We start from the raw sequence: 13,349 nt of genomic DNA, 5'->3' as shown, positions 1-13,349 counted from the left end.
TCCTGAACATCACGCTTCGAAGTGGCCGTTGCCGGCACCCGGTTCTGATGGGCTGGCTTCGTCGCTGCTCTGGGTTTCCGGGGTCACAAACAGGTGCTTGTACACCACCCCCTTAAGCTGGAAAAAGAACGGGATCACCCAGCAGAGTGCGGCCAGGGTCACGGTAGCAGCCATCATCTCGGTGGTACCGTCCACCGGCTGGTCACTGGCATGACTGGCGATCACCATCGCCATGGGCCAGAACGCCAGCAGCAAGCCGATGATACCAACCAGGTAGGCTCCGGACAGTGGCAGCAACTGCTTAACCATCACCTTAGCGCTGTCGATGATGCTCTTCAGCGGATTAGTGCGCTGAACCACAAAATAGAGGTTGGCCTGACTCAAGACCACCAACAGCCCAATCCCCAGCACAAAGAACAGGGCGAAACCCAACTGCGATACAAAGCCGGTCATCAGGCTGATCAGCAGCAGTGGCGCGGTCAAGGGAACGACATCGAGCATGGCGCGGGCGCTGACGGGTCGCCCCAGGGCCCGCTGTAGACCAATATAGGCCAAGCCCGCTTCGATGGGAGCAGTCATGATCACCATGATCAACTGCAACACCATAAAGCCGTCAGAGGGCTCGCTGAGGCTGAAGGTCACCGGCATTCCCAGCACGGTTTCAATGACGGTGTAACAAACGAAGGTTGCAGCCGCCATGGCAATGCCACTGGCCAGGGTGGCAAACAACAACGGCTTTACGTCCTGACGGATCAATCGGAAAGTTTCGGTCAGAACGGCGATCAAATTCAATTTTTGCATGTAAAAACGGGCGTAGCTCGCTAAAAACATTAAAGTTAGCCGCCATTATACCTGCCTTTTCATCTGGCCCCAAACTTGTGAACCAGGCCGCAAACGTCGTTATCGATAATGAGTGTTGATCTTGACTAAATTTACTTTTGGCTGCCGTCACTCCCTGACCTTGAGTTCCTGCAACGATGCCGGGAAAATCGGGCCGCCCCGGCAAACTGTGATCCAGCCCACAGCCTGAGTCTGATGCCACAGAATTACGGTTTTAGAATAGGCAGTTAATACTTGGCGTTTTGCCTAACAAGCACTAGAATTCGCCGCCTGTTATTAAATGCCCGTAGCCCGAGCCCGCTGCCTTGAACTGGAACCGCCGATGAGTCACTCCACTCAAGAGACCATAGTCCGCCTCAATAACGTTACCAAAACCTATGGTGACAAGGTCGTTATCCAGAATCTGGATCTAAACATCAATGATGGCGAATTCGTCACTCTGCTTGGCCCCTCAGGGTGCGGTAAAACTACCGTCCTCAGGTTGATTGCCGGCCTGGAGGAGTGCAGCGACGGTACCCTGTTCATTAATGGTCAGGACGTCACCCAAACGGGCGCCGAACACCGTCACGTCAATACCGTATTCCAGAGCTATGCCCTGTTCCCCCATATGACGGTGTTTGATAACGTCGCCTTCGGCCTGCGCACCCAAAAGGTCGCGGAAAAGGAGATCAAACAACGGGTGATCGAAGCGCTGAAAATGGTGCAACTGGATGCCATGGCCAACCGCAAGCCGGATCAGCTCAGTGGCGGGCAGCAGCAGCGTATCGCCATTGCCCGGGCTGTGGTCAACCGGCCCAAGGTGCTGCTGCTGGACGAAAGTCTGTCGGCACTGGATTACAAGCTGCGCAAGCAGATGCAGATTGAGCTAAAGCAGCTGCAGCGTAAGCTGGGAATCACCTTTATCTTCGTGACCCACGATCAGGAAGAAGCCCTGTCGATGTCCGATCGCATCAAGGTGATGCACGACGGCAAAGTGGTGCAGTCCGGTACCCCGAAAGAGATCTACGAAACGCCCAACAGCCGGTTTGTGGCCGAATTTATCGGCGAGTCCAACCTGTTTGCCGCCAAGGTTCTCGACCCCATTGATGAGCGTCACTTCCTGTGCGACATCAGTGGCAAACACTACCCGGTATACAGCACCGCCCCCCTCACCCCCGGGATCATGATCAACGTGTTGCTGCGCCCGGAAGATCTGCGCCTGACCGAGATCGTTGCCGGCCAGGCCAGCGATCTGCTTACCGGTACCGTGACCGAGCGCACCTACAAGGGGATGACCCTGGACTCGGTGATTACGCTGGACAATGGCCAGCAGATTCAGGTCTCCGAGTTCTTCAACGAGGACGACCCGGACGTGGATCATAGCCTGGGCCAGCGGGTGGAAGTCTCCTGGGTACCGAGCTGGGAGGTGGTGCTGCCCTATGAAGGCGAGTAAGACCTTTAAATGGTTTTCCATCGGCCTCATCAGCCTGTGGCTGGTGACCTTTGTGCTGGTGCCCAACCTGATGGTGCTGATCAGCAGCTTTCTGGTATCCGATGTCCACGATCTGGTGAAGTTTCAGTTCACCTTTGACAACTACGCCCAACTGATCGACCCCATGTACGCCAAGGTGGTGGGTTACTCCATCTACCTGGCCGCCGTCACTACCCTGCTGTGTTTGTTGATCGGCTATCCGGCCGCCTGGTTCATCGCCCAGTTCCCGCCGAAAGTGCGGGGTGTACTGCTGTTTCTGGTGATCGTACCGTTCTGGACCAACTCCCTGATCCGTACCTACGCCATTAAAATCATTCTCGGCACCCGCGGTGTCATGAACTGGAGCCTGATGGAGCTGGGGATCATCGATACCCCCATCCGCCTGATGTACACCCAGAGTGCAGTGCTGATCGGCATGGTCTACATCCTGTTGCCGTTTATGATTCTGCCGCTGTTCTCCAGTATCGAGAAACTGCCCACCTCCTATCTGGAGGCGGCCCGGGATCTCGGCGCCGGTAAACTTCGCACCTTCAGAACCATCGTACTGCCGCTGACCCTGCCGGGCATGATCGCCGGCAGCCTGATGGTGTTTCTGCCGGCCATGGGGATGTTCTACATTGCCGACCTGCTGGAAGGCGCCAAGAACCCACTGATAGGCAACCTGATTAAAGACCAGATTCTGGTGGCCCAGAACTGGCCGTTCGGCGGCGCCCTGAGTATGGCCCTGCTGGTGATGATGGCGATGATGCTGTTCCTCTACCACCGCGTCAGCCAGATGCTGCGGCGTAAGGAGGAGTTCGATGTCTAAGATTCTGAAATGGGGCTTTCTGGGGCTGCTGTTCAGCTACCTGTACCTGCCCATTGCGGTACTGGTGGCCAACTCCTTTAATGCCCACAAGTACGGCATCAAGTGGACCGGGTTCACCACCAAATGGTACGACGCCCTGATCAACAATGCCGGTCTGATGCAGGCGGCCTCGCACTCGCTGACCATTGCGGTGCTATCGGCCACACTGGCCACGATCATCGGTACCCTGACCGCCGTGGCGCTGTTCCGTTACCGCTTTAAAGGCAAGATCGCCCTCAATGGCATGCTGTTTGTGGTCATGACCTCACCGGACATCGTGATGGCGGTGTCACTGCTGGCCCTGTTCGTCAGCCTGGGAATGGCGCTGGGATTCTGGTCGCTGCTGTTTGCCCACATTACCTTCTGCCTGCCGTTTGTGGTGGTGACCGTCTACGCCCGGCTTAAGGGCTTTGATAATGCCATTTTGGAAGCGGCCCGGGATCTGGGTGCCAGTGAGTGGCGGATCTTTAAAAAGATCATCCTGCCACTGGCCACCCCGGCGATCTTTGCCGGCTGGCTGCTCAGCTTTACCCTGTCCCTGGACGACGTGATCATCAGTTCGTTTGTGACCGGTCCCGGCTATGAAATTCTGCCCCTGAAGATCTACTCCATGGTCAAGGTGGGCGTGTCGCCTGAAGTTAATGCCCTGGCGGCGTTGATGCTGGTGTTGTCGCTGCTGATGGTGGCGCTGGCCCAGCTGCTCCTGAAACGAAAATCGGCTTAAGCTCAGGCTTGAGTCATACTTGATTGAATTAATGAACAAGGAACCCACCGCCATGCTCCGCACTCTGGCAAAAACCGCCTCAGCCGCGCTGATTGGTCTGTGCAGCCTGACCGCCCACGCGGCCAGCGACGTTGTCTACTTCTACAACTGGTCCGAATACATACCGGAAGGCCTGTTGCACGAGTTTGAACAGGAAACCGGCATCAAGGTGATCTACACCACCTACGATTCCAACGAAGCGATGCACGCCAAGCTGAAACTCACCGGTGCCAAAGGCTACGACCTGGTGGTGCCCTCCACCTATTTCGTGGCAAAGATGCGCGATGAGGGCCTGCTCCAGCCCATCGACCACAGCAAACTGTCCAACTTGAAACACCTGGACCCGGTGATGCTGGACAAGGCCTACGATCCGAAAAACCAATATTCGATCCCCTACGTCTGGGGCGCTACCGGCATCGGCATCAACACTGACTTTGTCGACGCCGACAGCATCAACAGCTGGAAAGATCTGTGGAATCCGAAGTGGAAAAGCCAGCTGATGCTGATGAACGACCCGCGGGAAGTGTTCCACATGGCGCTGCGCATTCTCGGCTACTCGGCCAACTCCACCGACGAAGCGCAAATCAAAGAAGCGTACCAACTGCTGAAAAAGCTGATGCCCAACGCATTGGTGTTCAACTCCGATACTCCGTCCCTGCCCTACATGGCCGGCGAGGTGCCGTTGGGTATGATCTGGAACGGCTCCGCCTTTGAAGCCAATAAGAATGACCCGGCCATCACCATGATCTACCCCAAAGAGGGCGCCATCTTCTGGATGGACAACATCGCTATTCCCGCCGGGGCGGAAAACGTGGACGCCGCCCATAAGCTGATCAACTTCCTGTTGCGCCCGGATGTGGCCGCCAAGGTGTGTGAAGAGGTGGGCTACCCCACTCCCAACAAAACCGCCAAGGAGATGCTGGATCCCGAGTTTGCCAACAACCCGATCATCTTTCCGCCAGCAGAGGTTATCGAAGCCGGTGAGTTCCAGTCCGACGTAGGCGACGCCGTGCGCCTGTACGACAAATACTGGCAAATGCTGCGCACCGGTAACTGATCCCACCGCCAATCACATCACAACGCCGCCCCTTTGGGCGGCGTTGTCGGTTCAGGAGATCGCACCTGCGACTGATCCCCTAGGGTTTAGGCTCGTCACTCCCGCGTAACGCCTTTTTGGGACTGAAAAAGTCGCACGCCAGCCGAGTGGCCGTTGTTGGCTGCTCCCAGGCGCCACACTGGTCGCGTTGGTGTTCAGGCATTCTGGTAAACTGCCGGCATTGTCCGCATCGATTCATATCCCCTCCCCGAAAAATAAAGACCACAACATCGGATGCACCTGTCAACGATCCCGGTCGATCACTGGTAAGCATCTACGATGGTCTGTCAGATTAGCAGCACCGACTAGGAAAAATCGACTGAAAATTCAACACGAACCAGATCCCGTGTGTCTCAAAACACAAAGAACTCCTTATCGAGACCTTATCGAGACCTTATCGAGACACCCATGTTAAAAATCCTGAACTCCTTATCAACGCCTTATTAAGACACCCACATTAATCCATCCCCTTAGCATCCATTATCGGGCGATCGTAACAACCAATCGGATCCAAGCCCGCCATCGACTACACTTTGGCTTCGTAAGTTTCAAGGATGAGACTATGCCCACCGCCAGAAAACAGCTGGTATCGCTGCAAGATACCCCTTTCTATCACTGCGTCAGTCGTTGTGTGCGCCGCAGTTTCCTTTGCGGCGTCGATACCTACACCGGCATCAGTTATGAGCACCGCCGCGACTGGGTCGAAAAACGATTACTGGCGCTCAGCGACGCTTTTTCAATCGATATCTGCGCCTTTGCCGTGATGACCAACCACACCCATCTGGTGCTCCATGTGGATGCACCAAAGGCCAATGCCTGGAGTACCCTGGATGTGCTCCATCGCTGGCACCGCGTGTTTGCCGGAACCGACCTGACCCGCAGCTATTGCGATGACGACCAGCGTGACAACCTGACCCAAGTTGAGCTGAACCAGGTGAAGCGCAAAGCGGAGCTGTACCGAACCCGACTGGCCGATTTAAGCTGGTTTATGCGCTCTCTCAACGAGTACATCGCCCGCGAAGCCAACAAAGAGGACGAGTGCACCGGCCGGTTCTGGGAGGGGCGGTTTAAATCTCAGGCACTACTGGATGAACAGGCCCTGCTTGCCTGCATGGCCTACGTCGACCTCAACCCCGTCCGTTCCGGCATCGCCACTACACCGGAGCAATCCGACTACACCAGCATCCAGATGCGCATCCGTGCGGCCCTGCAAGGCAAACAGCCACAACAATTAAAGCCTTTTGATGCCAATGAGTTGGGACCTCATACCCTGCCCTGTCACCTCAACGATTACCTGGAACTGGTGGAGTTCACCGGCCGCGCCATCAGAAACGATAAAAGGGCAGCCATCCCGGCGTCCAGCGACACACTCCTGCAACGGCTCGACATCGATTTAGACAGTTGGTTGGAGCTCACCGAGGGCTTTGAGTACCAGTTTTGCCACCTGGCAGGCCGGCTTCAAAGCCTGCAGCACTGCCGACAGACCGACGGCATGCATCGAATCCGGGGCTCGGGCAACGCCAAGCGCCTGCTTGGCACCTGACAAACATCCTCTGTTGCACATTTTTAATTAGCCTGCATTTTTCGGGCTATTTCTGCTGTTCGAGGCACGGGCCTAGGGGCACGAAACCGCTCAATCCCGCCGACTATTCCAAGTCAGCGCAAATCTCTTGCTCTGCAGCACCCGCCTGGCGTCTATGAAATACGGACTCCACAGGGAAAATCGGAGTAGGGTTTAATCTGGCTGTCTTGGTAAGGGGATGACAAACAGCGTGGGACTTAATCTGGCTGTCTTGGTAAGCGTAGGACTTAACCTGGCTGTCTTGTTAAGAGGGGTCGTTTGGGGAACAAACAGCGTGTTCATGGAGCGTTCAGTAGCACTAATTTAGATTTGAGGAATATTGGCATCACTTAAGGATACGTCATATGAAAACCATCACCTCAGCCGTTTGTGGCATCGCTGTCTCGGCCGCACTGTTTACAGCGGCTCCGTTAGCAACAGCCTCAACCACGGCCCCTGCGGTAGAACCGGCTCCCGCTCCTCAGACTAACCTGCAGAAAATGGTTCAATCTCTGGAAATAACCGACGCCCAACGGGAAAAAGTCTTCGAACTGATAGAGGATTATCAATCCAATCAGCCTGATATCAATGTGGAAAAGGTAATAACGCTAAAGAAGCAACAATTAACCTTAATAGCCCAAACGGAGTTTGACGAAGCGGCCATGGCCGATGTATTGGATGCTGCTTACTCTGAAAAAAGGGAGGCCATGCTGCATCAGATGCGATTAAAAAACCAAATCTATAATGTGTTCACGGATGAACAAAAAGCGAAGTTTAAATCCGCTCTGCAGCAGCAAATGATGAGCGAAGAGCTATGAGGCTAAGGCTCACCATACCTGAGTAACACGGTCTCCACTACACCGCCCCCCTGGGTTATCACGTACAGCCGGTCGAACTCACTGGCATCGTCGATGCTGTCACCGGCTTCGCCTCCCAACAGGGTGACCAGGGCCGGGGTGGTGTTGCTGTGGCCCACTACCAGGTGGCGGCCGCCGCGGCGCTTAAGCGTGTTGGCGAACGCCTTTAGCTTAAAGGGATCATACAGGCTCAGCTCTATGTTCAAGGCTGCGGCGGTGGGGCCGGCGGTGGCTCGAGTGCGAGCAAAATCGGTACTGTGGACGGCCTCAATTTGGGCACTCTGCAGTAGGTTGGCCAGATCCCGGGCCCTGTCCCTTCCCTCCTGAGTCAGTTCAGGATCCTTTCCTGGCTGCTGCTTTTCGGCATGTCGCACCAAAAACACCACCAACGGCATTGACGCCTGGGTGACGTCCGCGCTTGGCGCCGAGTCGGCTCCCGCCAGGGGAGAGTGAAGGGTTGCCAGCAACACCAGCAGTGAACCAATGAGTCCTTTCATGCAGATTATCCTTAGTGATTTATCGATATGGCGTCAGATGAGCCTGTCACTCCGACTCGAACGCTGCCAAAACTCGGGTGCTGGAATGATGCTCCTGCTGAATTAACCCAGCCATCGGTGCCCATCCTCTCCAGCCGTCATACTCAAAGCGGCAACAGCTACCGTGCCACCGATAGCGGCCAGACACTCGAAAGATGCCGGACGCCGCGTGTATTCGACTGAAGCTAAATGGCGTCATCGATATTGCCTCGGCCAACCATTTCCTTCCCGGACAGCGGTTTACCCCCTTAGCACCGGCTGGTTAAGGCGGATCGCAGCGCCATCGGGTGATCGTCGTTTAACTGCAACAGATCCCACAAGTTGCCATACAGATCCTCAAACACCGCCACGGTGCCATAATCCTGCTCCTTGGGCGGACGAACGAAATTAATACCAAGCTCTACCATGCGGTGGTAATCCCGCCAAAAGTCATCGGTACTGAGAAACAGGAACACACGGCCACCGGCCTGATTACCAATAAACGGCTGCTGCTCCGGTTCTGACGCTTTAGCCAGCAACAGGGTTGCGCCGTTGGATCCGGGAGGCGACACCACAACCCAGCGTTTATTCTGTTCGGGCTGATAGCTGTCTTCAATCAACTCAAACTTAAGTTTGCCGACATAAAAGTCCAGAGCGTCGTCATAGTCTTTGACTACCAGCGCAATGTGGACGATGGATTGCTTCATGTTTCTCTCATTTATCAACTGATTCAAGAAAACCGGTTCATCTGACGCAGAGTGACTCGCAGCCGCCCAAAATGCAACTGGCAGACGCAACCCCGCCCTTAGTAACCCCCACTCCCGCCTGGAAAATCACCGGCCAACAAAATGCGCTACAGCGACAAGGGTGGTCATTATTATCCGCAAGACACTGGGTACTCGCATTCGCAAGTACGACTGAGGGAGGATTCGCGTTTGGCCGGGCGTTGCCGGGTGCGGGTGTTCTCTTGCAAGGCAACGGGACTGTCGGAGTTTGAAGAAAGGACACTGGGTACTCGCATTCGCAAGTACGACCGAAGCATGGTTCAGGTGCTGTGGAAAGTCGCTAGTTCGGGTGTTTACGATTATGACAGAGGGATTTTTATGAGTTTAAAGGTAAAACCGCCAGTGCACGCGTTCGATGACGGAGGGTTGAATTTTTGGCTGTCCATACGAAAAACGGCAACCCGAATAAGGTTGCCGTTTTTGCTTAAATGTGGAGGCGCGTCCCGGAGTCGATTGGGAGTCACGAATTGGGGTCCACGGATTGGGGTCCACGGATTGCCCGTCCGCCTCGGCCTGGATTTCAAGCCTGAACGAAAAACGGCGACCCCATTTAGGGTCGCCGTTCGTCGAAATATGGAGGCGCGTCCCGGAGTCGAACCGAGGTCCACGGATTTGCAATCCGCTGCATAGCCACTCTGCCAACGCGCCAGATTCGGTGTGTTACCGAACGCTGGCTATTGTACCTGGCCACCGCTGCTGTGCAAGCCCTCAATCGTTCAAATGACGATTAATTAATTGATTTTGGGACATTTTGCAGCCAAACAGTCTAAACAGCCATGCCGTCTTTCTTTACCACGCTTCAGGCGGCACCGGAACCGGCTCGGCCAATGAGAAGCTCACCTCAAAATGGCGCCCCGACCGACTCATGCTGTAATTAAATCGGTCGGCATTCAGCTTCAGTTGCCAGACGTTGGTCACCGAGACCCCGAGACCAGTGCGCTCAAACATCGCGATAGAATAGTTGTCCACCGGAAAAGACTGCACTTTGGCACTGTCGGTGCCAATACTCGAGTCGGTGTGGCCGCCGTACCAAGTCACTTCATCATCGCTGCCATCGGCATGGCGATGCTGGTGCTTTAGCTGCAGTCCATCGTCGGTTTTGGTGATCACCCAGGTGCGGGAACGGTCGTCGCCGACAAAGAAGGGAATCCGAATCTCGCTGTCCGAGCAATCGCGCACGTGCATCACCATCTCGGCGCCGGCCATGGCTTGATCGGCAGCATCGCCGGAGATCAGACTCCCGGCATAGGCCTTGCCACAATGGGCCGACAACGCATCAAAAAACAGTTGAGATTCACTGGTCTGCGCCAACAGCGCCCCACTCCAAACCGCAGTGGCCGCGACCAGCCAGGTTATCCTTGTTGCCATCTCCCCTCCTCCTGGTTGGGTGAAATCAGAAAAAAGGCCACCGGTTTCGCGGTGGCCTTATTGGCAATACTGACACTAACGCCAGCGACTGACAAACCCCATGCCATCGGCAGGGAAGCCATCGGTCATCTTGATGTACTTGGCCTTCAACCTGCCGTGAGGCTGGGCTTGCAGCTTTAAAGCCATGAACCCGGCGGTGCCATCGGCAATGCTGTTGGCCAGGTAGAAATTCTCACTGAGAATCGCCTGCAGATACAGCGCCGGACCGGCAACCGCCCCCTGGCCGAGTTCGCCGAGACGATGCACGCAGGCGTCGGCGTCGCGCTTGCTGAGGCGACGAATCGACGTTTGCCCCTGCAAAAAGGCAATGATCTTCAGCAGCGCCAGTTCATCGTTGAATTCAGCTGGCAATCTGAGGGCATTCAGCACCTGACGGGCATCGTTGCAACGCTTCGCTTTCAGCAGGGTTTCCACCTCCTCCAGCTGGGCGGAAAATCCGCTGAAGTCCGGCTTAAGCCCGCCTTGAATTTCACCGTCAATCCGCTGGGCAATCACATCGAAGCGACGGCTGAGCAACATGGCTTCGATATCGACCCACTGGAAGTTTTTCAGCAGATAATCGAACCCGGTGGCGCCTCCGCTCTCCAGGCTGGCGTCCACCTTGAGGGGGATCACCGCAATCCCCTTCTCCCGGGCCATCTTGATCTCAGTTTTCACCTCGTTGGATCCCGGGCGAGTGGCATTGCCCACCGAATGCTCGCTGGCCAGCAACAACAAGGCTTCCGCCGACTTCATCGCATCACTGATCTCCGCCGCGAAGCATTGGCCTGCGCCAATTCGCTGTGGTGCAAACCATACCGTATGACCCAGTTGCACCAAAGCTTGCTGAATCGGCGCCGCGATGTCGTAGTCGGCGCTGGAGTAACTAAGAAATAGGTGCATCGATGTGGGCCTCGTCGTGCTTACCGGATTGCTTGTGGTCTCGCAGTTGGATACGAATGTTCTTTACGGTTTCATCCGCTTTTGAGGCGGTCTTCTGCACGTTCTGCGCCACGTTCTGAGTCTTGAGGTCGGCCATTTCAGCAGCATTCATGTCCAGCTCTTCCTGACGCTCAGTCTCGGAAATGGTCTGATCATCGAGGATGTTCTGACGCTCCTGCTCCAGCTTCTCGATGCGGTCCACCATGGTGATGTTCTCGTTATCTTTGGCCGAGGCGGCAATGGCAGAAACACTGTCTTCGTTCAAGATGGTCAGGCGAATACGCTCGCCACTGGCGACATACAGGGCAATCTCGGTTACCGAGATCTCTTTTTCATTCACCGTAGACTGGCCACCGCGCTCGACATTGCGCTTGGCGATGTTGGTAACGTCTTTGTAGTAGAAGGCGTTGGCTTCTTTACCGATGCACTTACCAGAAATGAAGTCGTAGTAGGTGGTAAATACATCCACCTTGTCTTCGGTCAGGAAGATGTACTGAATGTACTGAACGGCAAACAGAATCCCATCACTGCCAGAAGACCAGAACGACCGTTCATTGCCATAATTCAACTTGGATTTCACCTGAGCCCGCTTATCCAGATCCTGAATCAGGGCCCAGTCTGACAGGACGATGGACTCGTGATTGGTGTAAACAATGTCTTCACGCTCCAGTCCACACTCCTCCATCGCCATGGCTTCAATGGTGTCGTTGATATGACGATCCATGGTCTCCATCACCTTGTTTGGCGATAGTGCCGACATGTCTTTAACCACTGGAATGTTATTCAGCAGGCCCTGGCGGTAGTCCTTAATGGCGCCGATCAGCCCGTCAAACTGAGGCGCCAGGCAATCCACCACTTCCAGGTTGGCTTCCTGCTTGAGCTGATGCCCACGATGAATGCGGTTACGAATCAGCATAACCAGGCTCAGCAGCAAACAGGCTCCGCCGATGCCGGCAGCACCAACAGCCAGCGCCAGATTGGCATTTCGGCCCAATCTGTCCACCAGCTCAGGCTGCTGCTGACGGATCAGATCCATCACCAGGGCGTTATCAAGAAAGAACAGGTAACCCACCCCCGCAGCGACCACCGCCAGCACCAGGAATACCCACGACCAGATAGACGCGCCCTTACGTTTGCTCTGCCTGAGTTGCTGTTGTTGCTCAGACGCCTCTCGCACCCCGGCCAGGATTTCAAGCTGCTCACGCGCCTCTTTAATCGGCTGCTTCAGTGCGGTACGAATGGGGGTGAACAATGGCCGGTTAAAGAAATCCCAGAACATGCGCCGTTCGGCCTTGGCGTCCAGGTCCAGCTTCTGCTGCTCCAGTTCGGCACGGGCCGTAAAGACACTGTCGCTGTTGCCCAGCGGGTTGCGCACGTGGGGGAAATCGATCACTTCCGGCCTTTGCTCGATGTACCGCTCGCGGGTCTGGTGGCCCTGCTTCAGGTTGTCGAACGCCGCAACGATATCGTCGTCAGGCAGGTGTTCGCTGATGAGTTCCCCTTCCACATGCCACAGTCCCAGTGACTTGCCCGGCTGTCGAATCAGCAGGCGCTCACTGTCCACTTCGTGCATGTCGTCGGCAAAATCGAAGTCGAACTTAAACCGGTGCAGGAACTTACCGGTGGCCGACCAGATGCTTGGGTGCTGCTTTTCGCTCTGCACCATCCAGCTGCCATTTTGCAGCGTACTGACACCAATGATGCGGGATTTCAGTCCCTGCATGACCGCAATTTTCTTGCCGGTGAAGCTCCAGATAGACACACCTTTGCCGTCACTGATGGCCAGGTGCTCGGAGTTGGCAAACATCTGAATCGCAGACAGGGAGGTGATCTTGGCGTCGATGGTGCAGACCAGAGAGCCGCTGCGCAGATTCCAGATTCGCACCGTGCCATCGAGACTGGCGCTCAGTAATCGATCCTTGGCGATCTCGATGACCCCAAAGATGCGATCGCTGTGATCGCTCATTGAGTGCAGACTGCGGCCACTGAACGCCGACAACTGGATGACATGATCCAGGCCAATGGTCAGAAATACCTGCTTAGACCCCTTCAGGGGAAGCACCCCGATGACGGTATCACTGTGACGGTTGAAGCTCTTACGGCTGTCCTCGTCGTCACAAACCATGGTGTAACTGTCATCCCGTCCCCACTCGATGCGGATGCGGCCGTCCAGAGGGGTGCTCTGCAGCGTCGGCGACGCCAACTGCTGTTCAGTCAGGGTTTCGAAGCGAATCTGCTTACTCATCATTATCTTCCGTTAAAGAT

The 13,349-nt window shown here is 55.5% G+C and carries 12 protein-coding genes and 1 tRNA gene; 6 read left to right on the top strand and 7 right to left on the bottom strand.

From position 1 onward, the window contains the following. Nucleotides 1-9: 9 nt before the first annotated feature. Nucleotides 10-801 (bottom strand): hypothetical protein, encoded by a 792-nt coding sequence (locus BLT77_RS09145; RefSeq protein ID WP_143026598.1) that lies wholly within the window; start codon nt 799-801, stop codon nt 10-12. A 361-nt stretch (nt 802-1,162) separates the two neighbouring features. On the opposite strand from BLT77_RS09145, the gene potA reads away from it, so the two are divergent. The 6 genes from potA to BLT77_RS09115 all read left to right on the top strand — a co-directional run bounded on the left by potA (nt 1,163) and on the right by BLT77_RS09115 (nt 7,396). After that, complete coding sequence (gene potA, locus BLT77_RS09140; protein ID WP_090364971.1) at nt 1,163-2,272, top strand: spermidine/putrescine ABC transporter ATP-binding protein PotA; 1,110 nt, start codon at nt 1,163-1,165, stop codon at nt 2,270-2,272. Then, nucleotides 2,259-3,119, top strand: a complete 861-nt coding sequence (gene potB, locus BLT77_RS09135; RefSeq protein ID WP_090364970.1) for a spermidine/putrescine ABC transporter permease PotB — start codon at nt 2,259-2,261, stop codon at nt 3,117-3,119. The genes potA and potB overlap by 14 nt, the downstream gene beginning before the upstream one ends. Further along, nucleotides 3,112-3,882 (top strand): spermidine/putrescine ABC transporter permease PotC, encoded by a 771-nt coding sequence (gene potC, locus BLT77_RS09130; RefSeq protein ID WP_090364969.1) that lies wholly within the window; start codon nt 3,112-3,114, stop codon nt 3,880-3,882. Before potB ends, potC begins: the two co-directional genes overlap by 8 nt. A 31-nt stretch (nt 3,883-3,913) precedes the next feature. Beyond that, nucleotides 3,914-4,978 (top strand): extracellular solute-binding protein, encoded by a 1,065-nt coding sequence (locus tag BLT77_RS09125; RefSeq protein WP_245709907.1) that lies wholly within the window; start codon nt 3,914-3,916, stop codon nt 4,976-4,978. Between the two features lie 601 nt (nt 4,979-5,579). Continuing rightward, a complete protein-coding gene (locus tag BLT77_RS09120) occupies nt 5,580-6,560 on the top strand; it encodes a transposase (RefSeq protein ID WP_090364968.1) in 981 nt (326 codons plus the stop codon). A 383-nt stretch (nt 6,561-6,943) separates the two neighbouring features. After that, nucleotides 6,944-7,396, top strand: coding sequence for a Spy/CpxP family protein refolding chaperone (locus BLT77_RS09115; RefSeq protein ID WP_090364965.1), 453 nt, complete (start codon nt 6,944-6,946; stop codon nt 7,394-7,396). 2 nt (nt 7,397-7,398) lie between these two features. Here the strand turns inward: BLT77_RS09115 and BLT77_RS09110 are convergent, their stop codons facing one another. From BLT77_RS09110 to BLT77_RS09085, 6 genes are all read right to left on the bottom strand, one after another. Next, nucleotides 7,399-7,932 (bottom strand): phosphoglycerate mutase family protein, encoded by a 534-nt coding sequence (locus BLT77_RS09110; protein WP_090364963.1) that lies wholly within the window; start codon nt 7,930-7,932, stop codon nt 7,399-7,401. Nucleotides 7,933-8,219: 287 nt separating this feature from the next. Continuing rightward, entirely contained in the window at nt 8,220-8,657 is a 438-nt protein-coding gene (locus BLT77_RS09105) for a VOC family protein (RefSeq protein WP_090364960.1), read from the bottom strand. Between the two features lie 652 nt (nt 8,658-9,309). After that, nucleotides 9,310-9,383: transfer RNA gene (locus BLT77_RS09100), tRNA-Cys, on the bottom strand. Nucleotides 9,384-9,524: 141 nt separating this feature from the next. Then, a complete protein-coding gene (locus BLT77_RS09095; protein ID WP_090364958.1) occupies nt 9,525-10,103 on the bottom strand; it encodes a hypothetical protein in 579 nt (192 codons plus the stop codon). A gap of 75 nt (nt 10,104-10,178) precedes the next feature. After that, entirely contained in the window at nt 10,179-11,045 is an 867-nt protein-coding gene (locus BLT77_RS09090) for a toll/interleukin-1 receptor domain-containing protein (RefSeq protein WP_090364956.1), read from the bottom strand. After that, nucleotides 11,029-13,332 carry a WD40 repeat domain-containing protein gene (locus tag BLT77_RS09085; RefSeq protein WP_143026597.1) on the bottom strand — a complete coding sequence of 768 codons (2,304 nt, stop codon included), beginning with the start codon at nt 13,330-13,332 and terminating at the stop codon, nt 11,029-11,031. Before BLT77_RS09085 ends, BLT77_RS09090 begins: the two co-directional genes overlap by 17 nt. Nucleotides 13,333-13,349: the final 17 nt, after the last annotated feature.

It is taken from the genome of Ferrimonas sediminum (assembly GCF_900100175.1).
GTDB classification, from domain to species: Bacteria; Pseudomonadota; Gammaproteobacteria; order Enterobacterales; family Shewanellaceae; genus Ferrimonas; species Ferrimonas sediminum.
The sequence above is the reverse complement of the archived record's forward strand: the minus strand, read 5'-3'. Positions and strand labels throughout refer to the sequence as shown.